We start from the raw sequence: 26,596 nt of genomic DNA, 5'->3' as shown, positions 1-26,596 counted from the left end.
TTATTTATATGGTTTGGATGTTGATGAGCAATTAAACAATGAGTTACTTTGTTAAGTAGTGAATAAGTGTTTTTCTTTAGTTTTTTTTTGAAGTAAGATATTTCCTTTAGCATGTTTTTTCAACCTTAAATAAAAAAAATAATTGATCAAGCCCATGTTGATTTAATGGAAATTCTGTTTCGAAAAATTTAGAAATTTATGAGAATAGTTTCATTAGTTGTACTTTTTCAATCTCAAAGACCATTAGTAATTAAAAATCATTATCTAACAAAAATAAAGGTTTGTAAGTGAAAAAGGTACCCTTAAAATAGGTTGATAAAATTAAAAGAGATGTTCTTTTTACTCTTTTTAAGTGCTAGTTTAGTTAGCCATTAAAAAAAAGCCTTTTAGCCCACTTAAAATACTTTGTACAGCATAAGAGGCCAAGATAAGCCCCATTACTTTACTAATAACTGTAATACCATATTCGCCAATCCTTTTTTGTATACGGCTGGCCAATAAAAGAATTATCATAGTGAGCGCTACTACAAAAAGAACGAGTAAGGTAGTGATGGTTTGTTGTTGAATAGTATATATATGGTTGTCAGTTAATAATACTACTGCCATGATAGCTCCTGGTGAAGCTATTGAAGGAATTGCTACAGGGAAAATAGTAACATGTTTATAATCTGAAATTAAATGTTTTTCAGATTCAGGTTTTCCTTCACCAAAAATCATAGTTAAAGCAAAAAGGAAAAGGATAACACCTCCAGAAATTTGAAAAGCATCTAGAGTAACTTTCATCCCCTCTAAAATAATTTGTCCTACGACAATAAAGAATAGTAGAATTAAAAAAGCAATGAACGATGCGCGGATAGCTACTTTTTTCTTGTGGTATGTATCTAATTGTTTGGTAGCTTCTAAATATACAGGAACTGTTCCTAGAGGGTCGATCACTGCAATTAAAAAAAGGATAGTTGTAATTATTTCTGCTACCATTGTAAAATTTGTTAGATAACGAAGTTACTTTTTTTGAATGTAGTATCAAATATAAAAAGAAAAAAGCCAAAGCTCTACAGCTTTGGCTTAACTAATAAAACCAAGTATTAGTGTCATCGGAGTTAGCTAAACCAATGAACTAATGTTGTTAGTATCAACTATATTTTTAATGTAAGCTAATTACTTTTGTCATCAACCACTTTGCGTTTTCTTTTTTCCAAATGGCGATAAACTTACTAGGGGTAGATTTAGCATTAGGTTCTCTATTATTAAAAAACTTATGATAACCTATTTGAACGGCTCCATAGTTGTTAATAGGGTATACTTCAATACTTCCCTTTATTAAGGTTCGAGTGACCTTACCACAAATATTTTTTTTAGTGGCCGCTATAATTTCACTTTTAGAAGTAGATAAACCTCCCTTGTCATGAAAAAACTCAATATCATCACTTAAAATATCAGACTGTGTTTTCATGTCACAAGTATTATAAGCGTTAAAGAATATGCTATCCATTGTTGCAATTTGATTGTGTAAATCAATATCAACAGGTTTGTAGTTAGGGATTTCTTGTACCTGTCCGTTCATTACCCATGATAGTAATAGCGTGTATAAAAGTGTAACTATTTTCATAAAAAAGTTACCCTTAAAGAAGAAGTCAAATACATCGTTCATAGTTTTTCAGTTTATGCATTTACCAAGTTTTAAAGCTCAAAGCTCCTTCTTCATTATACAGTCTACGGAAACCTTTTGATATAGTATCTAAAGTACCGTTTGAAATTTTAATACTACCTACATATCCATCGTTACAATCAATTTCTAAAACGAGATTGCTAATTGTTTTGTCAGTATGAAATTTTGAGTCAACAATATCAATATCTATGTTTTTGCGATCTTTAAACCAGTCAATTAATTTGTTAAGTTCATTTTCAGTAGTTTTCTTTGAGATGATAAATTCAGCTTTTGCATCATTAATTGTACTATCAAATAAGAAACTTACTTCATCGTCATTATCAGAATCCCAATCATCAGAATCTTCATTATTGTTGATGTCTTCTTCGTCACAATCTAAACAGTCAAAACCTTTAGAAGTCATTTTAAAATGATGATTGGCCATATCACGATCGTATACGTTTTGAACGTTTTTTACATCATCTAAAAAGTTACGAGACGAACCTTCAAAATATATAGTTGTTCCTTCAGGAATGTATACAACAGCGTCAATTTCTTCATCTTTCCACATGTTTTTGTATTCACTAATAAAAAAGGCATCAAAAACAATAGTGTTGTTAGCTGTTTTAAAGTTGTATAGAACAGCTTCTGCGTTGCTATTGGCATCATTTCGCTTTCTTCCTTCAGAAGTTTTCTTAATTTCTATATAAGCACTGCCAGTTTCACTTTTGCGAACATCAATATTTATATCATTAGAGTACTTCATTTCTTTATCATTTACATGAACAGATATTGAATTATCTCTATTGCGTAAATTGTGTTGATAGTAAATATTATCATCGTTTACTACTCGTATTTTTAAAGGTTCTTCTTGGTTGTATGTAATACTATGTTTTGAAACATGTGCACCATCGTAAGCATGTGTAGTAAAATATTCAATACCAGAGAAACCGATTGCTAATAAAGAGATTAACCAAAGTCCAAACAATGTTAAAACGGTTGCAATACCGAGTCTTTTAATATTAGGAGATAAAATTCGTAATCCTAAAATAAATAGGACAACAAAAGGAATTCCTATCAAGAAAAATACAAATGTCATTAACAACCATTTAGGCATTGCTGAATCGTAAAAGAAAGGAGGATAATGAATCATATCTCCATCAAAATTTAAGATCTCTAAGCTACCTACCGAAAATAAGGTTAGTAATAATGAAATGATTGTAATCCCAGCAATAAATATTAATAAAACGCCCATGAATTTACCAAACACTTTGAATACGGCCAGTAAAATTTTACCCATAGTGTCTATAAAATCCTGAAAACCAGATTTAGTTTGGTTGCGTAATTTTTGATAATCAGCATTTGAAATTTTATCCGATAAATCATGGGCGCCTTCCTTTACTTTTGAGGAAAGGTTTTCAAATTCATTGCGAATTTTTTTTTCAATATTATCAATATTTACTGCTTCTCCCTCCATTTGTAATTTTTCGGAAGTAGTTTTAGCTTCTGGTAGTATAACCCATAAAATAATGTATCCTATAATTCCAAAACCAAATCCGGCCAATGTTAAAATAAGGAAAGCTAAACGAATCCAAACAACATCGATATTGAAATAATGTCCAAGTCCAGAACAAACTCCTCCTAAAAACTTATCATCGCCATCTCTAAACATTTTTTTGTTAGCTGTATTTCTTTTATAGGTGTAAGAAGTGTTTTCGCTATATCCTTCTTCCGCTTCGGCATAATCTTCAGGTTGCCCCATAATCGCAATAATTTCTTCTATATCGCTTTCATTTACAACTTGACGAGCATCGGTGATTCTTTCAGATAATAACTCACTAATGCGAGCTTCAATATCGGCTATAATTTCATTCTTACCCTGTGGGTCATCGCTTAACGAACGAGCAATAGCGTCTAAGTATCGTTTTAATTTCTGATAGGCAATTTCATCTATATGGAAGAAAAATCCGCCTAGGTTTATATTTATTGTCTTATTCATTTTTAGTTGATTTTGTGCTTGTTACTTGGTTTACTGCGTTTACTAAATTATGCCATGTTTTATCTAATTCTTTTAAAAACATTCCGCCATTCTCGGTGAGTACGTAATATTTTCTTGGTGGTCCAGAGGTTGATTCTTCCCATCTGTAACTTAATAATCCTGCGTTTTTTAAGCGGGTAAGCAACGGATATATGGTTCCTTCAACCACAATCATTTCAGCACTTTTAAGATTTGAGAGTATTTCAGAGGTGTATGCATCTCCTTTTTGTAAAATAGATAAGATACAGTATTCTAAAACGCCCTTACGCATTTGTGCTTTTGTGTTTTCTATCTTCATGTAATGCGGTTTATGGTTATTTTATAAATTTTATTGTAAGTGGATATCTATACATCTCACCCTTGTTTGCTTTCATCGCAGCTATAATTATCAGTGCTATTTTTATAAGAGCAACAATGCTTACAACAGAAGCAAATCCAAAAATGCCAAACAATCCTCCATAACCGTGATATCCACCAAAGTCGATGTCCATCCCCTCAAATCCGTTGAAAATTCTTCTGAAGAAAAAAGGGATAAAAGAGAGGCTTAGTATAAAAATATACAAACTATAACTGATGTTAAAGTTAACGGCTTCTTTACCATGTTCATTTAAAAAGGGACTTCGCTCTTTTAAAGTTTGCCATAATATAAGTGGGGTAATAATGCTTCCTAAAGGAAATAAATACCCTGCAAAAGCAGAGATATGTATTAAAAAAGCATTGGTATTTTGGTCGTTGTGTTGCATAGTGAAATGATTTATATAATACTTTACAATGCAAATATATATCTTTTAAAAGGTATTATGCAATACATAGTACTAAAAATTAACAAAATTTAACATTTAAATGAAACGAAATAATTAAATAAAAAGCTGTACATTGCCTGTAAATACTGAAAAAAATGAAGTTTACACCTAAAAAAGTTAATGCCTTTTTATTATTTAAGTTACCCTCAGCTTTTTTTACTGGAGTACGATTAAAATCACTTACCAACGATACGGCAGTGGTTAAAGTTACCCATAGATGGGTGAATCAAAATCCGTTTAAATCGATGTTCTGGGCGGTACAGGGAATGGCATCAGAATTATCAACAGGTATTTTGGTAATGAAAGAAATAGATGCGTCGAACAAAAAAATTTCAATGCTAGTTACAAATATGAATGGAACCTTTACTAAAAAAGCTACAGGGAAAATTCGTTTTGAATGTAACGATGGTAAATTAATAAGAGAAACTATACAAAAAGCAATAGATACAGGTGAAGGGCAAACAATAACTGTTACTTCAGAAGGTTTTAACGAAGAAGAGATTTCTGTTTCAAAATTTGAATATGAATGGAGTTTAAAGGTTAAAAATTAGTTTTGTGGTGAGGTTTAATTATATTTTTATAATTATAGTACTGCTATTTTCTTGTGAGAGTGTAGAAAAGAGTAAAAAAGAGAAAGTTGAAACAAAGTTTTTAGTTAATAATCAGTTTCAAGAAATACTTGATAAGGCAAAATTAGAAGGAGCTATACTAGTTTATGATTTGTATAAAGATGTGTATTATTCTAATGATTTTGATTGGTGTAAAAAAGGAAATTTACCAGCGTCAACATTTAAAATTCCAAATTCTATCATTGCTCTAGAAACAGAAGTCGTTAAAAGTGATAGTACAATTTTTAAATGGGATGGAGAATCAAGGTTTTTAAAAGTTTGGGAACAAGATTTACTATTTAAAGAGGCTTTTTATTATTCTTGTGTTCCTTGTTATCAGGAAGTTGCTAGAAAAATTGGAGTTGAAAGAATGAAGTCTAATTTAGAAAAGTTAGCTTTTGGTTCAATGGATGTAAACGAAACAACTTTAGATAACTTTTGGTTAGAAGGAAAATCTAAGATCAGTCAATTTGAACAAATCGACTTTTTAAAAAGATTATACAATTCTAGTTTACCTATTTCAAAGCGAACCGATAGTATTGTAAAAAAAATGATGGTATTATCTAAAAACAACTTGTTTACGTTGAGAGGTAAAACAGGTTGGTCGATTAGAGGTGAAGAAAACAATGGTTGGTTTGTTGGCTATGTGTTGGTTAAAAGCAATGTTTTTTTCTTTGCAACAAACGTTGTGCCTCAAAAGAGTTTTTCTATGGAATTTTTTAATAAAGAAAGGAAAGAAGTGACTTTTAAAGCTCTTGATGTATTAAAAGTTTTAAGAGAAAATGAATCATTTGTAACAAAACAATAAAAAAATCTTCTTATAAGTATAAAAACAAAAAAATATGAATGCACACGAAATTGATTATCGCATTTTTGGAGAAGAAATGCAGTATGTAGAAATAGAATTAGACCCTCAAGAAGGAGTTGTTGCCGAAAGTGGTAGTTTTATGATGATGGATGCCGATGTAAAAATGAACACGATTTTTGGAGATGGTTCAAATCAAGAAAAAGGGTTGCTAGGGAAAATTTTTTCTGCAGGAAAACGAATATTAACAGGTGAAAGTTTGTTTATGACAGTTTTTACCAATGATGGTCGAGGAAAAAAACAAGTTTCTTTTGCTTCCCCATATCCGGGAAAAATTATTCCCATTGATTTAACAGAATTTGGAGGGAAGTTTATTTGTCAGAAAGATGCTTTTTTATGTGCAGCTAAAGGGGTGTCTATCGGAATTGAGTTTTCAAAACGTTTAGGAAGAGGACTGTTTGGAGGAGAAGGATTTATCATGCAAAAAATGGAAGGTGATGGTATAGGTTTTGTGCATGCTGGTGGTACCATGGCAAAAAAAGTATTAGAACCTGGTGAGGTTTTAAAAGTAGATACAGGCTGTATTGTAGGTTTTACCCAAGATGTTGATTATGATGTTGAATTTGTAGGCGGTATAAAGAATACCATTTTTGGAGGAGAAGGATTGTTCTTTGCAAAATTAAGAGGTCCAGGAACGGTATATATTCAATCATTGCCATTTAGTCGATTAGCAGGTAGAGTGTTGGCTATGGCTCCACAAACAGGAAAAGGCGATAGAGGAGAAGGCAGTGTTTTGGGTGGTTTAGGAGATATCTTAGATGGAGATAATAGATTTTAAAATTATTGTTTTAATATATAAACTAAAAAAAGCCGCTAAATTTAGCGGCTTTTTTTAGTTTATGATAATAAGGTTTAGATTCCTAACTCTTCAAACATATTGATTAATCTTTCTCCTTCTGATGGTGCAGGAGCGTTTGGACTTACAATATTACCTTCTGGATCAATGATGATAAACCTAGGCAAACCTTTAATTAAGAAGTTTTGAGCCCAGTCTAAGTTTAAATGGCTATCTCCAGCCATTAACTGTATACCCGTCATTTCTCTGTCTTGAATAGTTTCTTTCCATTTTTCATCATTCCCTTTAGCATCAACATTAATGCTTACAAACTCAATGTTTTTACCATGGTATTCTTGTTCCAATCTCTTTAATAAAGGGATTTCTCTTTTACAATAAGCACACCAAGTAGCCCAAACATCAATATATAAGTACTTTCCGTGGCCTAATAAGTCATCTAAAGAAGTAGTTCCTCCATCATAGTTTACATAATCTTTAAACTTAGGAGCGGGTTGTCCTTTTGCAGTAGTTTTTAATAATTCGTAATCTTTAGTAATCTCTTTTTTGTGTGCTTTATTAGTAGAATATGCCATGAACTTTCTATAAAACTCTTTTAAGTCACTGGCATAGGTAATACTACTTTCAGCACTATTGTATAGCAAATCGTTTTTAGCGATTGAATCAGTTACTTCAGTTTGTACAGTTTCTAGATAAGTTAAATAATAATCTTCTCCTTCTTTATTTTTTTCTTTAGCCATGTTTTTTAACTCTGTTTCTAACATTGCTCTGTAGAAGTAGCAGTTAACATAGTCAGAACCACTACTGTAGTTAAAGTTTTCTAATGGGTCAGGAAAATCTTCTGAAACTTTAAAGTCTTTGTTACCAGTTAAAGTAGCATGAAAATCTTGATAATTATATATGTTTCTTAAACATTCATAATCAATGTTTTTTACTTCTTGTTTTAAGAAATCAGCAGGTAATTGCTTAGCAATAGAAAGCTCCGTTACAGCATCTTTATATTCATTAGTTTTATTCAAAAACTCTTCTTCATCTAAAGCAAAGTATTTGTTAGCGCTAACAAGTATTTCAGGCCATGTTTTTTGTTTTTCATGAAGGTAGCTATTAATTTTTGCATTTGTGCCTTCAAAATTTATCACATCAGCATTTTTGTAATCAAATACAATACCAGCATCGTCCGTTTTCGTTAGGTATAAATTAATTGGTTTTTTATTACATAATAAAGTATAATAACCATCTCTATTAATTCTAAGGGTATCGATAAAAGAGCCAGTCTTTCTATCAAATTTTATTTTCTTTTCAAAACGAAAGCCATTTAAAGTAACATTACTTTTTTTGAAGTTGTCAATTTTACCAGTGAAGACTAAGTAGTCTTTAACAGGCTTTTCTTCTTTTTTACATGAAATTATGGTAACTCCTAAGAGGACTAAAAGTACTAGTTTTTTCATTGTTTAATGTTTAGTGAGAATATGGTGTTTAAGGCGTCGAAGTTACTTTTTTTAACTTTTTAATCAAAAAAATTAACAGTTTATTTAAACAACACTCTATTTTTTACAAAAAATCAGCTTGAAGTTTTATCTTTTTTTTGGTTCTTTGTACACCTTAAAAATATTAAAATGGATACTACACATATAATAAATTCACAACCAGTTGGTTTAGAAGATATTCATCGTATTGTATTACTAGATAAAAAGCTTTCTCTATCAGAAGAATCAAAAGAAAAGATAGTAAAATGTCGCGCTTATCTTGATGAGAAAATGAAAACGCATAGCGATCCTATTTATGGAATTAATACAGGATTCGGTTCGTTATGTAACGTTAAAATTAGTGGAGATAATTTACAACAGCTTCAAGAAAACTTGGTAATGAGCCACGCCTGTGGAACAGGAGACGAAGTTCCTCATGAAGTTGTAAAGTTAATGTTGTTGCTTAAAATACAGTCGCTGAGTTACGGTCATTCTGGAGTTCAGTTGGCCACCGTTGAGCGTTTGATTGAGTTTTATAACAATGATATTTTACCTGTTATATATACACAAGGTTCGTTGGGAGCATCTGGTGATTTAGCACCCTTAGCTCATCTCTCATTACCGTTAATTGGTCTAGGAGAGGTACACGTTGCAGGAGAACGAATTTCAGGAGAAAACTTATTAGAAAAATTTGGTTGGGAGAAAATAAACTTACAATCAAAAGAAGGCTTAGCGCTATTAAATGGAACTCAATTTATGAGTGCCTATGGTGTGCATAACTTATTAAAGGCTTATAAACTTTCTTATTTAGCAGATGTAATTGGGGCGGTTTCTTTGGAAGCTTTTGACGGAAGAATAGAGCCATTTAATGAGTTGATACATTTGGTACGTCCACATAACGGACAATTAGCTACCGCTAAACGTATTAAGGAAGTATTAGAAGGAAGTGAGTTAATTGAACAACCAAAAGAACATGTGCAAGATCCTTACTCATTCAGATGTATGCCTCAGGTTCATGGAGCAACAAAAGATACATTAGAGTTTGTGAAAAAAACATTTATTACAGAAATAAACTCGGTAACAGATAATCCGAATATTTTTGTAGATGAAGATATTATTGTTTCTGGAGGAAATTTCCATGGGCAACCGCTTGCTTTAGCTTTAGATTATTTAGCTATTGCAATTGCAGAATTAGGAAATATTTCAGAAAGAAGAACTTATCAGTTGGTTTCTGGTTTAAGAGGATTACCGGACTTTTTAGTGTCTAACCCAGGTTTAAATAGTGGATTTATGATTCCACAATATACTGCGGCTAGTATTGTAAGTGCAAATAAACAATTCTGTACACCATCGAGTGTAGATTCTATTGTATCGAGTAACGGACAAGAAGACCATGTAAGTATGGGAGCTAATGCGGCTGTTAAAGCTAAAAAAGTAATAGATAATGTGTGTTCAGTATTAGCTATTGAGTTAATGAATGCTTCTCAGGGACTTTCTTTTAGAGAACATAGTACTTCTGAGTTTTTAACTTCTTTTGTAAGTATGTTTAGACAAGATGTGCCTGTAGTGAATGACGACAGGGTATTGCATACTGATATAAAGAATGCAGAAAACTTTATCAATAACTTAACTATTGAGGTTGATGAACTATTTTAAGTAATCATCACATAAATTAATATAAAAAAGCTCAAATTGTAATTTTACAATTTGAGCTTTTTATTTGTACTGCTTATACCATAGATTTATTACAATAAGTAGCTTTTTCAAAAGCTCTAATATTAATAGAAATAATTGGAACTTCAGGAAACATTAATTTTAATTCAGTAACAATCTTTTCTGAAAGATTCTTTTTTTGAGCAGTGTTCCTTCCTTCCATAATATTAGCAAAAATATGGATAAAATCATCACTAGTATTTCCTACAGTATAATACTCAAATGGATTAATTCTTACCTTAATATCTCTATTATCAAAAAGATTTGTTGATTCTGCTGTATCATAAACTTTTTGAATAATCTCTTTAGGTGATTTTAATTTGATAATGTTTTCAGAGCAATCAATTACAAAATGTGGCATAATTATTTATTTAGTTGTTTTTATAGGTTAACGTATGACAATTCTTTGTAAATTATGACCATGGAAGTTGCTGCATGATTTTTTTCTACTAACAAATCATTTTTTAGCACGCTCTACTAATTCCAACTGCTCAATTTTGGCTTCTGTAGTGAACAAGCCGTAATTAATAAACGCTTTCTTCTTTTCTATTTTATCAATGGTTCCTACTGCATTTCCGTCAATTAAACGAACTCTGTCATTTACTTTAAAAACATAGGCAGCTCTTTCTTTGGCAATTTTTTCCGCTTCTTTTTTCTTTTCTTCGCGAACCTTTACCACTTTTTGAAGCACTTCTTTTTCTACTTTTTTAATAGCCTCCTGTTGTTTTTGTGTAGCAACTTTGTCTTCTTTCTTTTCTGTTTTGGTTTTCTTTTTAGGAGGGTTTTTCTTTATGTACTTGGTCTTTTCTGCCATTGCCCATTTAAAAAAACTAGCAGAAAGCTCTTTTTTATTATTTGTTTGGAAGTATTTATTAAGCATTTCATTAATATTCCTCCCTAAAGATAACATACGTTGGTTGTTGTCATATAATTCTTGAAAACCTTCTAGTTTTTCACGTATTTTAAGCTCTTTCTCTTGTAAGTTTTCAATATGCTCTTGTCCTTTAGATTTTTGTTTGTTTAAACTTTCAGAAGTTTTTTGTAAACGATTTCGTTCCTTTTGAAGTTTTGAGATTGTTTTATCTAAACGAACTTTTTCAGTTTCTACACGTTTTTTAGCACGGTTGATTAAGCTGTACGGAATTCCGTTTTTCTGTGCTACTTCAAACGTAAAAGAACTCCCTGCTTGTCCTATATACAATTTGTATAAAGGCTCTAAAGTACGCTCATCAAACTGCATATTGGCATTGGTAACATTATCCAATTCATCTGCTAATACTTTTAGGTTAGCATAATGCGTGGTAATAATTCCGAAGGCTTTCTTTTCATAAAACTCTTCTAAGAAAATTTCAGCCAAAGCACCTCCTAATTCAGGATCAGAACCTGTACCAAATTCATCAATTAAAAACAAGGTATTGTCATTACATTTTCTTAAAAAGTAACGCATGTTTTTTAATCGATAGCTATAGGTACTCAATTGGTTTTCGATAGATTGGTTGTCGCCAATATCTGTTAAAATCGTATTGAAAAGAGTGGTTTCACTACGCTCATGAACAGGAATCAATAATCCGCTTTGAAGCATAAGTTGTAGTAAGCCAATAGTTTTTAAAGTGATGCTTTTCCCTCCAGCATTCGGACCTGAAATCACAATAATTTGCTGCTCTTCACTTAACTGAATAGTCTGTGGAATAGTTTCAATATTTTTAGCGTTATTCTTTTGCCATAAAATAGGGTGAAATGCATTTTTAAAAAACACTTTTTTCTCTGAAGTGATTTTAGGTAGCAATCCATTGATGCTCTTAGCATATTTTGCTTTAGCACCCACCACATCTAAATGTGTTAAAAACGAAACATACTCATTTAAGAGCGGAGTATAAGGACGTATTTCAGTAGCTAGATTCCTTAGTATGCGTACTACTTCTTGCTTTTCTTCATACAAAAGGTTTTGTAACTCTCTACTGTAAGCTAAGGTAGCTTGCGGAGCGATATATACAATATTTCCTGTTTTTGATGATCCTAATAAACTCCCTTTAACTTTACGACGGTGCATTGCTAAAACAGCTAACACACGTTGATTATCAATTACCGTTTCTTTGATATCATCTAAGTATCCACTAGCTATATTTTTACTCAAGGCACGAGAAAAACTCTCAGAAATTTTACCTCTTACGGAACCAATTTCTTTTCGTATTTGTTTTAATGCCGTAGAAGCATTGTCAGCAACCTCACCATACGGAGTAATAACTTTTTTTATACTATCTACAATTATTGTTGTAAACTCAAGGTGATCACTTAAAGTAAATAATGTAGGGTAGTAGGTTTGAAATTTTTTTAAAAACTTCTTTTGTTCATTTACTGTTTCTGAAACAGCTGAAACTTTTAAGAAACCGTCTGTTTCTAAAAAACTGTTTTCAATAGCGAGTCGTTTACTTTCTTCAGAAATATCTTCAAAATAATGATTTGGAATTCTGTTTTCATTTTCAAAAGAAGACAGATATTCATTCACCATATTCAACTCAAAAAATAACTTTTTTTTGTTTGAAATAGGTTGAATTTGCCTTGTTTTCTCTTTTCCTAAATTAGAGATACAGTGCGTTGCAACTTGTTCTAAAACCGTTGTAAATTCTAAATCTTGAAGTGTTTTTTCTGTAATGTTTTTAGTCAAAATAGTATATTTGAAACCACGACAAAAATAACAAACAATGCAAGTAAAAATTAATGATAGCTGGAAAAATATTTTACAATCTGAATTTGAAAAACCGTATTTTGAAAATCTTACCAGTTTTATTAAAAATGAATATTCAAAACATACGTGTTATCCAAAAGGATCAGATATTTTCGCAGCATTTGATTTTTGTGCGTTAGAGGATTTGAAAGTGGTGATTTTAGGACAAGACCCATACCATGGAGTAGGGCAGGCAAACGGATTGTGTTTTTCGGTACATGAGGGTATTGCACATCCTCCATCATTGATTAATATTTTTAAAGAAATAGAAAAAGATGTAAATATTTCATACCCTAAAAGTGGCGATTTATCTCGTTGGGCAAAACAAGGAGTGTTGTTATTAAACGCAACTTTAACTGTAAGAGCAGGGGAGGCAGGAAGCCACCAAAAGCAAGGTTGGGAACAATTTACTGATGCCGTAATTCAGAAAATTTCTGAAGAAAAAGAAAATGTAGTATTTTTACTTTGGGGTGGTTTTGCTAAGAAAAAAGCAAAACTTATTGATAAAAATAAACATCATATTTTAACCTCAGGTCATCCGTCACCATTAAGTGCTAATAGGGGGTACTGGTTTGAGAACAAACATTTTTCTAAAACCAACAATTTTTTACAAAGTATCGATTCGGCAACTATTCGATGGTAATTTCTGGTAAAATGGTTTTGTTATAATACGGTAAAATAATAGCGTCTAGTATATCTTCAGTAACGTCAGGGTAGTGTACTTTAACAACTTTGTTAGTGTTGATCCACTTTTCAATTTTTGGCAATTGTTTTTTGCTTAGTTTTTTTACAACTGTAACCCCCATTTCTTTTAAGGAAACAGCATTGCATTGTTGTTCGTATTGATTTTTCATTGGAATAACCAACAGTTTTTTACGTAAATATAAGGCCTCTGTAGGTGTTGCAAAACCAGCACCACAAACTATTCCTTTAGCAGAAGCCATGCTACGAATAAAAGCATCGTCGTTTATTGGTAGGATAGTAATATTATGAAAGAATTGATGTTCTTTTGTTTTCTTAGAAAATACCTGCCATTTTATGTCTTTTATGCTTGAAAGTACTTTGATTATTTTTTCGTCACTATAAGAGGGTAAATATACCGTGTAATGACCTTTATTTGTAATATTTCGATAACGAATTTCCTTACGAATAATAGGCAAGAAGGTTGAAGAGGAATGAGTTTTAAAGTGAAATCCGAATTTGTTTTTTGCAGGGGCATAGTATTTAATAATTAAACGTTCTAACCTAAACCTTTTAAAAGCAGAGTTTTTCTCGTTTAACAAAGCGTTTTGATTACTAAGAGAAATGATAGGGACATTTCTAAATAAACATGCCCAAGCTGAGATAGGCTCAAAATCATTAATGACCAAATCGTATTCTTTTACGGGTAACGTTTTAATTTCTTTGTAAACTTTCTTTAGGTTTAAGTCTTTTAAGGTGTTAATTAGGTCAATTCCTCCCTTTTTACCAAAAACAAACCCCAAGCCATGTAATTTGTATTTTATATCGAATGGAAGCCCTATTTCGTATTGCGAACCACTAACCAATACATCTACATCACCACGTCTCTGTAAATATGGGATTATTTCTAAGGCTCTACTTGCATGTCCGTTTCCTGTTCCTTGAAAAGCGTATAATATTTTCATCTTTTTAAATTTTTTATTATGGTTGTTTTTAGAAAATTACCTATTTAGAAGGTACTGACCATTTCCTAATTTAATGCCCATTATAGGCTTCACGGTTATTGAGTTTTAATGTTAAATTCTTTAAGTAACTCAGTAAAAAGCTCGCTATTATTGTGTTCTGAGCTTACAAGCTCTAAATCTTTTACGGTATAATTTAAATGGATGTTTTTAGCTATTTCGTCTTTTTCGTATTCGTATAAAGACCAATTGTTGTTTTTGTATTCTAAAGCGGTTAAGTTTTCTATCCAATCGCCAGAATTTAAATATACAGTTGTACCATTGTCTGTATTTACGGTTCTTATTTCTGGTTGGTGAATATGACCACATATGACATAGTCGTACCCTTCATTAATTGCAATTTCGGTAGCTGTCATTTCAAAATTATTAATGAATTTAACAGCACTTTTTACACTGTTTTTTATTTTTTTGGAGAAAGAGAGTCTGCCGTATCCTAGTTTATGACTTACCCAGTTTACAATCGTATTAATAAGGATTAAAAAATCATAACCCATTCCGCCTAGTTTTGCAAGCCATTTTGAATGTTGCATGGTCACATCAAAAACATCCCCGTGAAAAAACCACCCCTTTTTACCGTCAATATCAAGCACTACTTTGTTCACGATTTCAAAGCTTCCTAAGCGAAAACCTTTAAACCTACGTAACATCTCATCGTGATTTCCTGTGATGTAATACACTTTTGTTCCAGAAGTGATAAAGTTCATCAATTGTTTGATGATTTTCATGTGAGGTTTCGGAAAGTAACGTTTGTTAAATTGCCAAATATCAATAATATCTCCGTTCAAGATTAATATTTTAGGATTGATAGTTTTTAGGTAATTATGAAGCTCGGTAGCTCTGCAACCAAAAGTTCCTAAATGTACATCTGATATTACAGCAATATCTAATTTACGTTTTTTGTGTCTTTTCATTCTAAGTATACTTCGATGTTTATCAAAGTTACTTTTCGAATGTTTTTATAAGGTGAAGTAATTATAAAATATTGGTAATAAAATCTTTACTTAAAAGTGTAGTAAAGGTTATGTAAAAGTAAAGTTATGTTAACAGAGAAAAGAACGTTAAATTTAATGTCTTAATTTGAAAAATTAAAAAGATTGTGAATATTTATGAAATATATTACGAGAATAAAAAGAGGTTTAATTTTTTTTGTTCAAAGAAATAGTTGGAAAAATACTACAGCTGAAGTTATAGGGATTGAAGGAGTTATAGAAGGTAAACCACCCTATTATAAAAGTCAGAAAGTATATGCTGATTTTTATAATAAAACTACTAAAAAAATTATAGATAAAAACGAGGAAATAAGTAGCCCAGGAACTTATGCGTACAGAATGATAGGAATTAGAGGAGGTAGGAAGAAAAAATAAAAAGCTCGGCTTTTACCGAGCTTTTTTATATAATTTGTTTCAAGGTTACTTGTTGTACAATACCCATTCTCCTTTTTCTAATAAAGGAATGGCTTGCTTGTACTTAACCTCTTTTTCTTCACCAGACATTACATTTTTGATAGTAACTTTTTCGTTACGACCAATTTTTGGTTGTTCACGCACAATAGTTTCTACAGCTTGCTGTTCTTGTGTTTGTTGATTACGAGCATTGCTAATGGCTTGTTGTGTTGAGTTTTGAACCTCGTCTTTACGTAAATCTAATTGCTCACGTTGTTGTTCACGAGCTTCAGATACTTGTGAAGCTTCTTGACTTGGTAATTTTCCTTTGAATAAGAAAGATAATACCTCTTTGTTGATTTTATCAATTGTTTCTTGGAATAATTCGAAAGCCTCAAATTTATAAACTAATAACGGGTCTTTTTGCTCATACGTAGCGTTTTGAACAGTTTGTTTTAACTCATCCATTTTACGTAAATGATCTTTCCAGTTCTCATCAATAATCGCTAAAGTGATGTTTTTCTCAAAGTCGTTTACTAATGACTTTCCTTCACTTTCGTAAGCTTCTTTTAAGTTGGTAACTACTTGTAATGTTTTAGAACCATCTGTAAAAGGAACAACGATACGCTCGTAACGATCACCTTCGTTTTCAAAAACATTTTTAATTACTGGGAATGCATTTTCTGCATTTCTTTCTGCATCGTTTTTGTAGTGTTCCGTTACTATTTTGTATAGCTTGTCAATTAAATCTTGCTCTGATGTTTTATTGAATTCTTCTTCAGAAAAAGGAGAAGTCATTGCAGAGAAACGGATTAATTCGAATTCAAAGTTTTGGAAGTCTTTTGTAGCCTTGTTTTGTCTTACAATTGAATCACAAGTATCATAAATCATGTTTGCAATATCAATCTGTAAACGCTTTCCGTCTAAAGCATGACGACGACGTTTGTATACAAACTCACGTTGAGCGTTCATAATATCATCGTACTCTAATAAACGCTTACGGATACCGAAGTTGTTTTCTTCTACTTTTTTCTGAGCTCTTTCAATAGATTTAGAAATCATAGAGTGTTGAATAACTTCTCCCTCTTTTAATCCCATTCTATCCATCATCTTCGCAATTCTTTCAGAACCAAATAAACGCATTAAGTTATCGTCTAAGGCTACATAGAATTGAGAAGAACCTACATCTCCTTGACGTCCTGCACGACCACGTAACTGACGGTCTACACGACGAGAATCGTGACGCTCTGTACCAATAATAGCTAAACCACCTGCGGCTTTAACTTCATCAGATAATTTAATATCGGTACCACGACCCGCCATGTTGGTTGCAATAGTTACCACTCCAGGTTTACCAGCTTCAGCAACTACATCTGCTTCTTTTTTGTGTAATTTCGCATTTAAGATATTGTGAGGAATCTTACGGATTTGCAACATTCTTCCTAATAATTCAGAGATTTCAACAGAAGTAGTACCTACTAGTACCGGTCTTCCTTCTCCTACTAATTTTACGATATCTTCAATTACAGCGTTGTATTTTTCACGTGTAGTTTTATAAACTAAATCTTGTTTGTCGTCTCTTTGAATTGGTTTGTTTGTAGGAATTTCAACCACATCTAATTTGTAGATTTCCCAGAATTCACCTGCTTCTGTAATCGCTGTACCTGTCATACCAGATAATTTACGGTACATTCTAAAGTAGTTTTGTAAAGTAACGGTAGCAAACGTTTGCGTAGCGTCTTCAATCTTCACATTTTCTTTTGCTTCAATGGCTTGGTGTAACCCGTCAGAGTAACGACGACCGTCCATAATACGACCCGTTTGCTCGTCTACAATCATTACTTTATTATCCATTACCACATATTCCACATCTTTTTCAAAAACAGTGTATGCTTTTAAAAGTTGGTTCATGGTATGAATTCGCTCACTCTTTACACTAAACTCACGGTATAATTCTTCTTTTTGATTAGCTTTTTCTTCTGGAGTAATGTCGCTATTATCTATTTGACCAACTTTTACACTAATATCTGGTAAAACGAAGAATGTTTCATTTTTAGTGATATCAGAAAGGTGTGCAATACCTTTATCTGTTAAGTCAATTTGATTGTTTTTTTCTTCAATAGTAAACCATAATTCAGCATCAACTTCAGGCATTAGCTTGTTGTTGTCTTGCATGTAAAAGTTTTCCGTTTTTTGAAGGATTTGTTTCACGCCTTCTTGCGATAAAAACTTAATTAAGGCTTTGTTTTTAGGAAGCCCCCTGTAAACTCTTAATAATAAAAAACCACCTTCTTTAGTATCACCCTCTTTAATTAAACGTTTAGCTTCAGCTAAAACACCTACTAGGTATTTATTTTGAAGAGAAACTAAATCGGCAACTAGCGGTTTTAACTCATTAAATTCATGATCACCTCCTTGTGGTACTGGTCCAGAAATAATTAATGGCGTACGGGCATCATCAATTAAAACAGAATCCACCTCATCAATAATAGCATAGTTTGGTGCACGTTGTACTAAATCTTTTTTAGAGTTAGCCATGTTATCACGTAAGTAGTCGAAACCAAACTCATTGTTAGTTCCGTAAGTAATATCAGCATTATAAGCTTCTCTACGGGCTTCTGAATTTGGTTGGTGGAAATCAATACAGTCAGTACTCAATCCGTGGAACTCAAAAATAGGAGCCATCCACGCACGGTCACGTTTTGCTAAGTAGTCGTTTACAGTAACAACGTGAACTCCATTACCTGTTAAAGCGTTTAAGTATACAGGTAAAGTAGAAACTAAGGTTTTACCTTCACCTGTCATCATTTCAGCAATTTTACCTTGGTGTAATACAGATCCACCAATTAACTGTACATCGTAATGAATCATGTCCCAAATAACTTCTTTACCAGCGGCATCCCATGAATTAGCCCAAAAAGCTTGGTCATCTTCTAAGGTAATGTGTTCTCTAGTAGCTGATAGCTCTCTATCGAAAGGAGTAGCAGTTACTTCCAATTCTGTATTATTAGCAAAACGTTTTGCGGTTTCTTTTACAAGAGCAAAGGCTTCTGGCATAATGTCTAATAAAACAGCTTCTGAAGCTTCGTAAGCTTCGTCTTTTAATTTATCAATTTCTGTATAAATGTCTTCTTGACGATCGATGTCTGCACTTTTAGCTTCTTCTTCAAGATCAGCTATTTTATCGTTAAAAGATTTGGTAGCGTCTTTAATTTTTGATTTAAACTCAATTGTTTTTGCTCGTAATTCATCATTTGATAAACTGCTTAAAGAATTTTCAAAAGATCGTACCTTTTCAACGATCGGTTGTAGTGATTTTAGATCCTTTTGTTGTTTGTCTCCAACAAATAGTTTTATAATCGAATTTAAAACGCTCATTTGTAAAATATTGTTTTATAGCTAATTAAGTTGTTTTTAATTAGCGTTTTTTGTGTTTTTATTGAGTGCTTAAAAGTAAGCAAAAAAAAAGCCTCTGTAAAAGAGACTTTTTATGATTTATTTTTTCTAGTATTCATCTTCATTCCAAAGATAATCTTCTTCAGTAGGGTAATCTGGCCAGATTTCAATAATAGAATCGTATGCCTCACCTTCATCTTCGATATCTTGTAAGTTTTCTACCACTTCTAACGGTGCTCCAGTACGAATAGCGTAATCAATTAATTCGTCTTTAGTTGCAGGCCAGGGTGCATCTGCTAAATAAGATGCTAATTCAAGTGTCCAATACATTTCTTTATCTGTTTAATAAGATTTTCCGCAAAAATAATTTTTTTTTGTAAAAAGTCAAGTTTTTTTTAAAAAATGTGAAATCAATAATTAAAGAACTTAGTTATAGCTTTTCAGGAATCCATTTAATTTCCTCAGCTTGTAAGTCTTGGGTCAACTTCCGTGCCAACACAAAAAGGTAGTCAGAAAGTCGGTTTAAATACTTTAAAACAGTATTGCTAATTGTTTCTTCTTCGTTTAAAGCCACAGCTAATCGTTCCGATCTACGGCATACGCAGCGCGCTATGTGACAAAATGACACGGTTTGATGACCGCCTGGTAATACAAAGTGTGTCATTTGAGGTAGGTCTTTATTCATAAGGTCAATTTCGTCTTCTAAAAACTGAATAGACTCTTCATTAATTTTAGGAATGTTTAAGCGCTCTTTACCACTTTTTAAAGTTTCCTTTTCAGGTGGTGTAGCTAACATGGCACCTAATGTGAATAAATCACTTTGAATTTTTGTTAGTTTCTCTTTTAAAGTATGGTCAATATTTTGATCTCTAATTAACCCAATGTAAGAGTTGAGTTCATCAACAGTTCCATAGCTTTCTATTCTTAAATGATATTTGGGTACTCGAGTCCCCCCAAATAGGGCAGTGGTACCTTTATCTCCTGTTTTGGTATATATTTTCATGTGTTTTTTTACGTGGTTGATTCATTTTTTAAGATAGCTAATTTATCTAAAATATAATCAGGGCACCGCATAGGTTTTTTTGTTTTTTTGTTAATAAATGCTAACACGGTATTTCCAGTAGAAATTAGTTCGTTATGTTGGTTGGTAATTTCGTAATCGAATTCAATTTTTACTGAAGGGGTCTTTTTTAAAATAGTAGTAATGGTTAATTCGTCGTCGTACAATGCCGATTTTTTAAAGCTACAAGATAAAGAAATAACAGGCAACATGATTCCTGTTTTTTCCATATATTTGTAGGTAACGCCCAGAGAACGTAGCCATTCGGTACGACCAATCTCAAAAAATTGTGCGTAGTTTCCATGATAAACTACTCCCATTTGATCAGTTTCAGCATACCGAACACGTATAGATGTGTGATGTTTTTGCAAAAGATTTTTTTATTTTAGTAGCATTAACGATACGCAAAAAAAAAATAAAAGTCAATAGTGATTTGATTTTTTTATACTAAAATTTATTCACACTTTTGTTCGCCCAGACTTTCATGTTTGGTGTCCCCTAAACCTGAATAAAAATTAACAACTAAAATTGTTTTTTACCAATATGACTAAAACAGCCGATTCAGTTTGGATGGAATGCTTGTCTTTTATCAAAGACAACATTAAACCACAGGCATATAAGACTTGGTTCGAGCCGATAAAGCCTATTAAATTGGCAGGGGAAGCTTTGACAGTTCAAGTACCAAGTAAATTTTTTTACGAGTGGTTAGAAGAGCATTACATAAAACTGTTAAGAGTAGCTTTGGTTCGTCAGCTAGGAAATGATGCTAAATTAATTTACGATGTACGTATGGAAAATACGTACAGTAGTAATAGCCCTCAAACAGTAAAAATACCTAGTTCAAATCGTAACCCATTAAAACCACAGAAGGTAACAGTTCCGTTAGAGTCAAAACGAGAATTGAAAAATCCATTTGTGATTCCTGGTTTACAAAAAGTGAAGATAGAATCTCAACTCAATCCTAACTACAATTTTGTGAATTTTGTAGAAGGAGATTCTAATAGGTTGGCACGTTCTGCAGGTATGGCAGTAGCAAATAAGCCTGGAGGAACTTCGTTTAATCCACTATTAATATATGGAGGAGTTGGATTAGGAAAAACACACTTAGCACATGCTATAGGTGTTGAGATTAAAGATAAGTATCCAGATAAAACGGTATTGTATATTTCTTCTGAAAAATTTACGCAGCAGTTTATTGATTCGGTAAAATCAAATACTAGAAATGATTTTATCCACTTCTATCAAATGATTGATGTGTTGATTATTGATGATGTACAGTTTTTATCAGGGAAAGCTGGTACGCAAGATGTGTTTTTTCATATTTTTAATCACTTACATCAAAACGGAAAACAGGTTATTTTAACTTCAGATAAAGCGCCTGTTGATATGCAAGATATCGAACAACGATTGTTGTCTCGTTTTAAATGGGGATTATCGGCTGAGTTACAAGCGCCTGATTACGAAACAAGAATTTCTATTTTACAAAATAAATTGTATAGAGATGGTGTTGAAATGCCAGAAGAAATCGTTGAGTATATTGCAAAGAATATCAAGTCTAATGTTCGTGAATTAGAAGGAGTGATAATCTCAATGATAGCTCAAGCTTCTTTTAACAGAAAAGAATTTACAATTGAGTTGGCGAAACAAATTGTAGATAAGTTTGTAAAAAATACGAAAAAAGAACTGTCTATTGATTATATTCAAAAAGTAGTGTCAAAATACTTTGATATGGATGTGGCAACCTTACAATCAAAAACACGTAAACGTCACATTGTACAAGCACGTCAGTTAGCGATGTATTTTGCGAAGCGTATGACAAAGTCGTCGTTAGCAAGTATTGGAAGTCAAATAGGTAAAAGAGATCATGCAACGGTGTTACATGCATGTAAAACTGTAGATAATTTGACTGAAACTGATAAGCAGTTTAAAAAGTATGTAGAAGACTTAACAAAAAAGTTAACTTTATAAATAACGAACCTCACTAAGTGAGGTTTTTTTATGAATATGAAAAAAATATTAATGGTTTGTTTAGGTAATATTTGTCGATCTCCTCTTGCTGAGGGGATTTTAAAATCCAAAGTGTCATCGGAAAGTTTTATAGTTGATTCTGCTGGTACTGCTGGGTATCATGTAGGAGAATTACCAGATAGACGCTCTATTGAAGTGGCTAGAAAATACGGAATAGATCTTAGCAGTCAACGTTCAAGAAAATTTACAAGAGCTGATTTTGATAAGTTTGACACGATTTTTGCAATGGATCAGAGTAATTATGCTGATATTGTAGCCTTGTCTAAAAATAAAAAACAGCATGAAAAAGTAAAGATGATTCTGAACGAATTGTATCCTAATGAAAACAGGAATGTTCCAGATCCGTACTATGGAGGAGATCAAGGTTTTGAAAATGTGTATAAAATGTTAGACGAAGCGTGTGAAATGATAGCTTCAAAATTAGAACAAAAAAATGAAAGGTAAATTATACTTGATTCCTACTACGTTAGGTGATACTGAACCATTAGAAGTGATGCCATTATCAGTAAAAAAAGTGGTAGAACAATTAGATTACTTTATTGTTGAAAATGAGAAGTCTGCTCGGAGATTTATTAAACGAATTACACCGACAAAATCACAACCTTCACTGGAGTTAATGTTATTGGACAAGTATTCTGACGATTTAGAAACCAAGAACTATTTGGATGCTTGTGAAAAAGGAATGTCTGTAGGTTTGCTTTCTGAAGCTGGAGTGCCGGCAGTGGCAGATCCAGGAGCAAATATTGTGAAGTTGGCGCATCAAAAAGGGATTCAAGTAGTTCCGCTAGTAGGACCTTCCTCTATTTTATTAGCAATTATGGCGTCTGGTATGAATGGGCAGAGTTTTGCGTTTAACGGATATTTACCTATTGATAAATCAGATAGAAAAAGAGCTATTAAGGATTTGGAAAAACTTTCAAAAGAAAAGAATCAGTCGCAACTTTTTATCGAAACTCCCTACAGGAATGAAAAAATGCTAGATGATTTACGTGCTACTTTATCTCCTGATACAAGAGTTTGTGTGGCGTGTGATATAACACTTCCAACAGAGTATATTAAAACACTAACGGTAAAAGAATGGAAGCATGTGAAGACCGATTTACATAAGCGACCAGCAATTTTTATCATTCATAAATAAAAAAAGCATCGATTTTAATCGATGCTTTTTTGTTGTTTTCTTATTAGTTAAACCGTTGGTTTTTTATTGGCTTTGATGTTAGAAACATCATAACCAGCAAACTTTTTAAGGTATGATTGTATAGAGGTTCCATAGGCATCATTAAAACGGATTGACCCGTTTGAACGTAAGAACTTTTTTACATTACCTGCACCACTTAAATGTGCTGCTGCTAAAATACCAGATTCGGTTATTTTAACTCCATTGATGGTTTTGCCAACACTTCTCTTAATGTCTTTTCTTAAAATCCATTTGTTTAACTTACAATAAGCAACAAATGTGCGTTCTTGTAATTTTGGGTTTTTAAGAAAGTGAGTGGTGTTGTAAATTCTAAATCTCTTTAGGGTTTCCCTACCAAATTGGTATTTCCCTAAGTATCCAAGTGTGTTAACTACTCTATACCTGCCTTGTGATTCTTTAAAAGCCAAAGCTTCTTTAAATCCTACAAAATCATTTAATAAAAAAGGAATGTTAACCTTTTCTACCTTATGAATTGGTATTGGCGTTGTTGTAGTAGTTTTTTCTTTTTTAGCTGTAGTCTCTGTAAAACTGGTTAATAATACAAATCCTAAAAATACTAATACTAAATGTCTGATAATTAAATACTTTCTGTTTAGCGTTGCAAAGATACGGTAATTTTTTATAACAAGCTATGAATCAATAATTTACAGTTTTTTAACTATTGATAATTAAGTTGTTTTCCGGTGTTTTTTTTAGGTAAAAAACAAAAAAAAAGATGTTTTGTTAACTTTTTGGTAATATTTTGTTGTAATTAATGAGAATAAAATTTTGTTAATTTATCTCTTTATCCCTTGTTGATTTATCCACTGTTGATATTTTACAGCATTTCGATTATGCTGCGCTAAAGAATTCGCAAATTCATGAAAACCAATCTTGTCAACACTTGCACACATATAGTAATAATTGTGTTTTTGATGGTTTAAAACAGCATCAATAGATGAAATATCTGGCATGGCAATCAGAGTAGGAGGAAGTCCCGTGTTTTTATAAGTGTTGTAAGGAGAGTCTATTACTAAATCTTTGTTTAAAACCCTTTTGACAACAAAATCTTGCCCTTTAACTTCTTTAATTGCATATATAACTGTTGGGTCGGCTTGCAAAGGCCAGTTATCTTTTAATCTATTTAAATACAAACCAGCAACAATAGGACGCTCTACTTTTTTAGCTGTTTCTTTCTGAACGATAGAAGCTAATGTAATTACTTCTTCTTTTGAAAGGTTCAGTTTTTTAGCTTTGTCTAACCTAGCAGAAGTCCAAAAACGATTGTATTCGCGTAGCATTTTATCACGGAAATTTTCAGCAGAAGTATTCCAATAAAACTCATAGCTATTCGGAATGTACATTCCTAAAGCTGATTTTTCAGTAAATTTATTGGTAGCTAAAAAAGCAGGATCTTTCATAGCCTGTAATAGAGCAATAGAATCTGCTTCAATTTGTTCAGCAATTCTTCCTGCTAATTTTTCTAAGGTATCTTGATTGTTGAATGATAGAGTAATTGGTGTTTGATTTCCGCTGCGTAAAAGGTTTACAACATCATTCATGTTCATACCCTTTTTTAATAGGTATTTTCCACCTTTAGGTTGTGTGAATTTTTTCTTTTCTGCAACCCAAACAAAATTTTCAGGATGTTTAACAAATTCAGAAAGTTGTTTTTTGACATCTATAAAAGAAGCGTTAGAACCTATGTATATAGCCCCATCTTTGGTAACTGCTTTACCAAATATTTTCTGATAGTAGTTAAATCCAATAATTCCACCAATTAAAAAAATGGCGGCAATACCTCCTAAAATAATTTTCTTATTCATTTATTAGTTGAAATAATAGTTCGTCTTTATATGTTCCGTTGTAAAAAATCCAATCTTTCTTAATTCCAATTTGCTTAAAATTTTGTTTTTCAAAAAGGTGTAAGCTATTGGTGTTATCATTCGTAATATTTGCATACAATTGATGTAAATGCAAATGTGTAAAGCAATAGTTAATTAGTAATTGTAAAGCTTCAGAGGCAAACCCTTTCTGCTGAAAGTCAGGATGGATCAAAATTCCGATACCAGCTCTTTTATGTTGCGGGTTAAAATCGAACAAATCTATCATCCCAATAGATTTACCAGTCACTTTATCATCAATAACTAATCGTAATTGTTTGGCTTCATAAATATCTAAATGAGCATTTTCTAAATACTGTTTTAGTAAAAATTTAGAAAATGGAGTTTGTGTATGACTCACTTCCCAAAAAGACTCATTGTTTTCAATTTGAAATAAAAATTCCAAGTCTTCGGGTTCTAAGGCTCTTAATTTGATATGTGTTCCAGTTAACGTATGCACTAAATATTTATTTTACCTATAAATACAAAAGTAGCAGGTCCTTTTAAAAAGACCTCAGAATAGATTCCGTTTTGCTCTTTAAAAGAAACTTCTAATTCTCCACCCTCAACAGGTAAAATAATAGAAGAACTATTTGTTTTTTTGGTTGCATGCATGGCTATGGCGACGGCAGTAACACCAGTACCACAAGCTAAAGTTTCATCTTCAACTCCTCGTTCGTAGGTACGTACTTTAAAAGTATTGTCAGTTATTTGTTCTACAAAGTTAACGTTGCTGCCTTCAGTGCCATAAATCTCATTCCTAATTTCTTTTCCGTTTGAAAAGACATCATAATTTGCAAGATCGTTTACCAACTGAACATGGTGTGGCGATCCTGTATTGGTAAAAACATACTTGTCAAAAATATTCACCTTGTCAACATCAATCATTTGTAAAGAAACAAGGTTGTTAATAATAGAGGCATGATGCAATCCATCAATAGCAATAAAAGTAGTTTCGGTTTCGAAAAGTCCAAGTTTATGAGCAAAAGCTACAATACAACGACCTCCGTTACCACACATCGTACTTTCATTACCGTCAGAGTTATAGTATACCATCTTAAAATCGGTGGTCTTATCTTCTTCAAGTAAGATAAGACCATCAGCTCCAATACCGAAATGTCTATCACATAATTTTGCAATTATGTCAGTTTTATTTTTTGGAAAGGTTTTTGAACGGTTATCAATCATGATAAAATCGTTTCCGGTTCCTTGGTATTTGTAAAATTCTAAATTCATAATAAAGAACAAAGATACATATTTTATAAAGTAAAGAGGACTGTTAAATAGCGGTTAAAATCAGTTAAATAG

At 32.1% G+C, this 26,596-nt stretch carries 27 protein-coding genes; 9 read left to right on the top strand and 18 right to left on the bottom strand.

What is annotated here, in order from left to right:
- Nucleotides 1-360: 360 nt before the first annotated feature.
- From ACN0WY_RS11260 to ACN0WY_RS11240, 5 genes are all read right to left on the bottom strand, one after another.
- Nucleotides 361-978, bottom strand: coding sequence for a MarC family protein (locus ACN0WY_RS11260; protein ID WP_330487221.1), 618 nt, complete (start codon nt 976-978; stop codon nt 361-363).
- Nucleotides 979-1,144: 166 nt separating this feature from the next.
- On the bottom strand, nt 1,145-1,651 hold the full coding sequence (locus tag ACN0WY_RS11255; RefSeq protein ID WP_417800406.1) for a nuclear transport factor 2 family protein: 507 nt from the start codon (nt 1,649-1,651) through the stop codon (nt 1,145-1,147).
- Between the two features lie 19 nt (nt 1,652-1,670).
- Nucleotides 1,671-3,647 (bottom strand): PspC domain-containing protein, encoded by a 1,977-nt coding sequence (locus tag ACN0WY_RS11250; RefSeq protein WP_417800405.1) that lies wholly within the window; start codon nt 3,645-3,647, stop codon nt 1,671-1,673.
- Complete coding sequence (locus tag ACN0WY_RS11245; RefSeq protein ID WP_330487218.1) at nt 3,640-3,984, bottom strand: PadR family transcriptional regulator; 345 nt, start codon at nt 3,982-3,984, stop codon at nt 3,640-3,642. The genes ACN0WY_RS11250 and ACN0WY_RS11245 overlap by 8 nt, the downstream gene beginning before the upstream one ends.
- A gap of 16 nt (nt 3,985-4,000) precedes the next feature.
- On the bottom strand, nt 4,001-4,429 hold the full coding sequence (locus ACN0WY_RS11240; RefSeq protein WP_330487217.1) for a DUF4870 domain-containing protein: 429 nt from the start codon (nt 4,427-4,429) through the stop codon (nt 4,001-4,003).
- A 155-nt stretch (nt 4,430-4,584) separates the two neighbouring features.
- On the opposite strand from ACN0WY_RS11240, the gene ACN0WY_RS11235 reads away from it, so the two are divergent.
- Genes ACN0WY_RS11235 through ACN0WY_RS11225 form a run of 3 tightly spaced genes read left to right on the top strand, consistent with a single transcriptional unit; the run spans nt 4,585 to nt 6,740 of the window.
- Nucleotides 4,585-5,040, top strand: coding sequence for a DUF4442 domain-containing protein (locus ACN0WY_RS11235; RefSeq protein WP_330487216.1), 456 nt, complete (start codon nt 4,585-4,587; stop codon nt 5,038-5,040).
- 7 nt (nt 5,041-5,047) lie between these two features.
- Nucleotides 5,048-5,905 (top strand): class D beta-lactamase, encoded by an 858-nt coding sequence (blaOXA, locus tag ACN0WY_RS11230; protein WP_417800419.1) that lies wholly within the window; start codon nt 5,048-5,050, stop codon nt 5,903-5,905.
- Nucleotides 5,906-5,939: 34 nt separating this feature from the next.
- Nucleotides 5,940-6,740, top strand: coding sequence for a TIGR00266 family protein (locus tag ACN0WY_RS11225; protein ID WP_417800404.1), 801 nt, complete (start codon nt 5,940-5,942; stop codon nt 6,738-6,740).
- Nucleotides 6,741-6,814: 74 nt separating this feature from the next.
- Here the strand turns inward: ACN0WY_RS11225 and ACN0WY_RS11220 are convergent, their stop codons facing one another.
- Nucleotides 6,815-8,203 carry a TlpA family protein disulfide reductase gene (locus ACN0WY_RS11220; RefSeq protein ID WP_417800403.1) on the bottom strand — a complete coding sequence of 463 codons (1,389 nt, stop codon included), beginning with the start codon at nt 8,201-8,203 and terminating at the stop codon, nt 6,815-6,817.
- A 168-nt stretch (nt 8,204-8,371) separates the two neighbouring features.
- Here ACN0WY_RS11220 and hutH point away from each other — a divergent pair, with 168 nt between their 5' ends.
- Entirely contained in the window at nt 8,372-9,877 is a 1,506-nt protein-coding gene (gene hutH, locus ACN0WY_RS11215; protein ID WP_330487212.1) for a histidine ammonia-lyase, read from the top strand.
- 73 nt (nt 9,878-9,950) lie between these two features.
- On the opposite strand, the gene ACN0WY_RS11210 is transcribed toward hutH, so the two are convergent.
- Both ACN0WY_RS11210 and ACN0WY_RS11205 read right to left on the bottom strand, forming a co-directional pair.
- Nucleotides 9,951-10,295, bottom strand: coding sequence for a 5-carboxymethyl-2-hydroxymuconate Delta-isomerase (locus ACN0WY_RS11210; protein WP_330487211.1), 345 nt, complete (start codon nt 10,293-10,295; stop codon nt 9,951-9,953).
- A gap of 96 nt (nt 10,296-10,391) precedes the next feature.
- Nucleotides 10,392-12,599 (bottom strand): endonuclease MutS2, encoded by a 2,208-nt coding sequence (locus ACN0WY_RS11205; RefSeq protein ID WP_417800402.1) that lies wholly within the window; start codon nt 12,597-12,599, stop codon nt 10,392-10,394.
- A gap of 37 nt (nt 12,600-12,636) precedes the next feature.
- Here ACN0WY_RS11205 and ACN0WY_RS11200 point away from each other — a divergent pair, with 37 nt between their 5' ends.
- The gene (locus ACN0WY_RS11200) at nt 12,637-13,302 is read left to right on the top strand and encodes a uracil-DNA glycosylase (RefSeq protein WP_417800401.1); all 666 of its coding nucleotides are present in this window, start codon (nt 12,637-12,639) and stop codon (nt 13,300-13,302) included.
- Here ACN0WY_RS11200 and ACN0WY_RS11195 read toward each other — a convergent pair.
- Together ACN0WY_RS11195 and ACN0WY_RS11190 are read right to left on the bottom strand one after the other, a co-directional pair.
- Nucleotides 13,289-14,305 carry a glycosyltransferase family protein gene (locus ACN0WY_RS11195; RefSeq protein WP_417800400.1) on the bottom strand — a complete coding sequence of 339 codons (1,017 nt, stop codon included), beginning with the start codon at nt 14,303-14,305 and terminating at the stop codon, nt 13,289-13,291. The genes ACN0WY_RS11200 and ACN0WY_RS11195 overlap by 14 nt on opposite strands.
- Nucleotides 14,306-14,400: 95 nt before the next feature.
- A complete protein-coding gene (locus ACN0WY_RS11190) occupies nt 14,401-15,273 on the bottom strand; it encodes a UDP-2,3-diacylglucosamine diphosphatase (protein ID WP_417800399.1) in 873 nt (290 codons plus the stop codon).
- 195 nt (nt 15,274-15,468) lie between these two features.
- On the opposite strand from ACN0WY_RS11190, the gene ACN0WY_RS11185 reads away from it, so the two are divergent.
- Nucleotides 15,469-15,726 (top strand): hypothetical protein, encoded by a 258-nt coding sequence (locus tag ACN0WY_RS11185; RefSeq protein ID WP_417800398.1) that lies wholly within the window; start codon nt 15,469-15,471, stop codon nt 15,724-15,726.
- A gap of 45 nt (nt 15,727-15,771) precedes the next feature.
- On the opposite strand, the gene secA is transcribed toward ACN0WY_RS11185, so the two are convergent.
- The 4 genes from secA to ACN0WY_RS11165 form a co-directional block, all read right to left on the bottom strand.
- Nucleotides 15,772-19,122, bottom strand: coding sequence for a preprotein translocase subunit SecA (gene secA, locus ACN0WY_RS11180; RefSeq protein ID WP_330487205.1), 3,351 nt, complete (start codon nt 19,120-19,122; stop codon nt 15,772-15,774).
- 126 nt (nt 19,123-19,248) lie between these two features.
- On the bottom strand, nt 19,249-19,470 hold the full coding sequence (locus ACN0WY_RS11175; protein WP_047789198.1) for a DUF2795 domain-containing protein: 222 nt from the start codon (nt 19,468-19,470) through the stop codon (nt 19,249-19,251).
- Between the two features lie 100 nt (nt 19,471-19,570).
- Nucleotides 19,571-20,143, bottom strand: a complete 573-nt coding sequence (locus tag ACN0WY_RS11170) for a cob(I)yrinic acid a,c-diamide adenosyltransferase (protein ID WP_330487204.1) — start codon at nt 20,141-20,143, stop codon at nt 19,571-19,573.
- Between the two features lie 8 nt (nt 20,144-20,151).
- On the bottom strand, nt 20,152-20,571 hold the full coding sequence (locus ACN0WY_RS11165; RefSeq protein WP_417800397.1) for an acyl-CoA thioesterase: 420 nt from the start codon (nt 20,569-20,571) through the stop codon (nt 20,152-20,154).
- A 172-nt stretch (nt 20,572-20,743) separates the two neighbouring features.
- Between ACN0WY_RS11165 and dnaA the strand changes: the two genes are divergently transcribed.
- The 3 genes from dnaA to ACN0WY_RS11150 are packed head-to-tail and all read left to right on the top strand — an operon-like array spanning nt 20,744 to nt 23,366.
- Nucleotides 20,744-22,168, top strand: coding sequence for a chromosomal replication initiator protein DnaA (gene dnaA / locus ACN0WY_RS11160; protein ID WP_047789195.1), 1,425 nt, complete (start codon nt 20,744-20,746; stop codon nt 22,166-22,168).
- A gap of 36 nt (nt 22,169-22,204) precedes the next feature.
- The gene (locus tag ACN0WY_RS11155) at nt 22,205-22,672 is read left to right on the top strand and encodes a low molecular weight protein-tyrosine-phosphatase (protein ID WP_330487202.1); all 468 of its coding nucleotides are present in this window, start codon (nt 22,205-22,207) and stop codon (nt 22,670-22,672) included.
- Nucleotides 22,662-23,366, top strand: a complete 705-nt coding sequence (locus tag ACN0WY_RS11150; protein ID WP_330487201.1) for an SAM-dependent methyltransferase — start codon at nt 22,662-22,664, stop codon at nt 23,364-23,366. Before ACN0WY_RS11155 ends, ACN0WY_RS11150 begins: the two co-directional genes overlap by 11 nt.
- 47 nt (nt 23,367-23,413) lie before the next feature.
- Here the strand turns inward: ACN0WY_RS11150 and ACN0WY_RS11145 are convergent, their stop codons facing one another.
- From ACN0WY_RS11145 to dapF, 4 genes are all read right to left on the bottom strand, one after another.
- A complete protein-coding gene (locus ACN0WY_RS11145; protein ID WP_417800418.1) occupies nt 23,414-24,034 on the bottom strand; it encodes a peptidoglycan-binding protein LysM in 621 nt (206 codons plus the stop codon).
- A gap of 168 nt (nt 24,035-24,202) precedes the next feature.
- Nucleotides 24,203-25,231: an endolytic transglycosylase MltG gene (mltG, locus tag ACN0WY_RS11140; RefSeq protein WP_417800396.1), complete on the bottom strand. Its 1,029-nt coding sequence runs from the start codon at nt 25,229-25,231 to the stop codon at nt 24,203-24,205.
- The gene (locus tag ACN0WY_RS11135) at nt 25,224-25,748 is read right to left on the bottom strand and encodes a GNAT family N-acetyltransferase (protein WP_417800395.1); all 525 of its coding nucleotides are present in this window, start codon (nt 25,746-25,748) and stop codon (nt 25,224-25,226) included. The genes mltG and ACN0WY_RS11135 overlap by 8 nt, the downstream gene beginning before the upstream one ends.
- A complete protein-coding gene (dapF, locus tag ACN0WY_RS11130) occupies nt 25,748-26,524 on the bottom strand; it encodes a diaminopimelate epimerase (protein WP_417800394.1) in 777 nt (258 codons plus the stop codon). Before dapF ends, ACN0WY_RS11135 begins: the two co-directional genes overlap by 1 nt.
- Nucleotides 26,525-26,596: the final 72 nt, after the last annotated feature.

Source organism: Tenacibaculum sp., from assembly GCF_048269885.1.
Lineage (GTDB): Bacteria > Bacteroidota > Bacteroidia > Flavobacteriales > Flavobacteriaceae > Polaribacter.
This window is presented reverse-complemented; position numbering and strand designations above follow the sequence as displayed.

What these genes read in the sequence shown, in the direction of transcription:
- ACN0WY_RS11260 (WP_330487221.1), bottom strand. Translation starts at nt 978, where the DNA reads ATGGTAGCAGAAATAATTACAACTATCCTTTTTTTAATTGCAGTGATC.
- ACN0WY_RS11255 (WP_417800406.1), bottom strand. Translation starts at nt 1,651, where the DNA reads ATGAACGATGTATTTGACTTCTTCTTTAAGGGTAACTTTTTTATGAAA.
- ACN0WY_RS11250 (WP_417800405.1), bottom strand. Translation starts at nt 3,647, where the DNA reads ATGAATAAGACAATAAATATAAACCTAGGCGGATTTTTCTTCCATATA.
- ACN0WY_RS11245 (WP_330487218.1), bottom strand. Translation starts at nt 3,984, where the DNA reads ATGAAGATAGAAAACACAAAAGCACAAATGCGTAAGGGCGTTTTAGAA.
- ACN0WY_RS11240 (WP_330487217.1), bottom strand. Translation starts at nt 4,429, where the DNA reads ATGCAACACAACGACCAAAATACCAATGCTTTTTTAATACATATCTCT.
- ACN0WY_RS11235 (WP_330487216.1), top strand. Translation starts at nt 4,585, where the DNA reads ATGAAGTTTACACCTAAAAAAGTTAATGCCTTTTTATTATTTAAGTTA.
- ACN0WY_RS11225 (WP_417800404.1), top strand. Translation starts at nt 5,940, where the DNA reads ATGAATGCACACGAAATTGATTATCGCATTTTTGGAGAAGAAATGCAG.
- ACN0WY_RS11220 (WP_417800403.1), bottom strand. Translation starts at nt 8,203, where the DNA reads ATGAAAAAACTAGTACTTTTAGTCCTCTTAGGAGTTACCATAATTTCA.
- hutH (WP_330487212.1), top strand. Translation starts at nt 8,372, where the DNA reads ATGGATACTACACATATAATAAATTCACAACCAGTTGGTTTAGAAGAT.
- ACN0WY_RS11210 (WP_330487211.1), bottom strand. Translation starts at nt 10,295, where the DNA reads ATGCCACATTTTGTAATTGATTGCTCTGAAAACATTATCAAATTAAAA.
- ACN0WY_RS11200 (WP_417800401.1), top strand. Translation starts at nt 12,637, where the DNA reads ATGCAAGTAAAAATTAATGATAGCTGGAAAAATATTTTACAATCTGAA.
- ACN0WY_RS11195 (WP_417800400.1), bottom strand. Translation starts at nt 14,305, where the DNA reads ATGAAAATATTATACGCTTTTCAAGGAACAGGAAACGGACATGCAAGT.
- ACN0WY_RS11190 (WP_417800399.1), bottom strand. Translation starts at nt 15,273, where the DNA reads ATGAAAAGACACAAAAAACGTAAATTAGATATTGCTGTAATATCAGAT.
- ACN0WY_RS11185 (WP_417800398.1), top strand. Translation starts at nt 15,469, where the DNA reads ATGAAATATATTACGAGAATAAAAAGAGGTTTAATTTTTTTTGTTCAA.
- secA (WP_330487205.1), bottom strand. Translation starts at nt 19,122, where the DNA reads ATGAGCGTTTTAAATTCGATTATAAAACTATTTGTTGGAGACAAACAA.
- ACN0WY_RS11175 (WP_047789198.1), bottom strand. Translation starts at nt 19,470, where the DNA reads ATGTATTGGACACTTGAATTAGCATCTTATTTAGCAGATGCACCCTGG.
- ACN0WY_RS11170 (WP_330487204.1), bottom strand. Translation starts at nt 20,143, where the DNA reads ATGAAAATATATACCAAAACAGGAGATAAAGGTACCACTGCCCTATTT.
- dnaA (WP_047789195.1), top strand. Translation starts at nt 20,744, where the DNA reads ATGACTAAAACAGCCGATTCAGTTTGGATGGAATGCTTGTCTTTTATC.
- ACN0WY_RS11155 (WP_330487202.1), top strand. Translation starts at nt 22,205, where the DNA reads ATGAAAAAAATATTAATGGTTTGTTTAGGTAATATTTGTCGATCTCCT.
- ACN0WY_RS11150 (WP_330487201.1), top strand. Translation starts at nt 22,662, where the DNA reads ATGAAAGGTAAATTATACTTGATTCCTACTACGTTAGGTGATACTGAA.
- mltG (WP_417800396.1), bottom strand. Translation starts at nt 25,231, where the DNA reads ATGAATAAGAAAATTATTTTAGGAGGTATTGCCGCCATTTTTTTAATT.
- dapF (WP_417800394.1), bottom strand. Translation starts at nt 26,524, where the DNA reads ATGAATTTAGAATTTTACAAATACCAAGGAACCGGAAACGATTTTATC.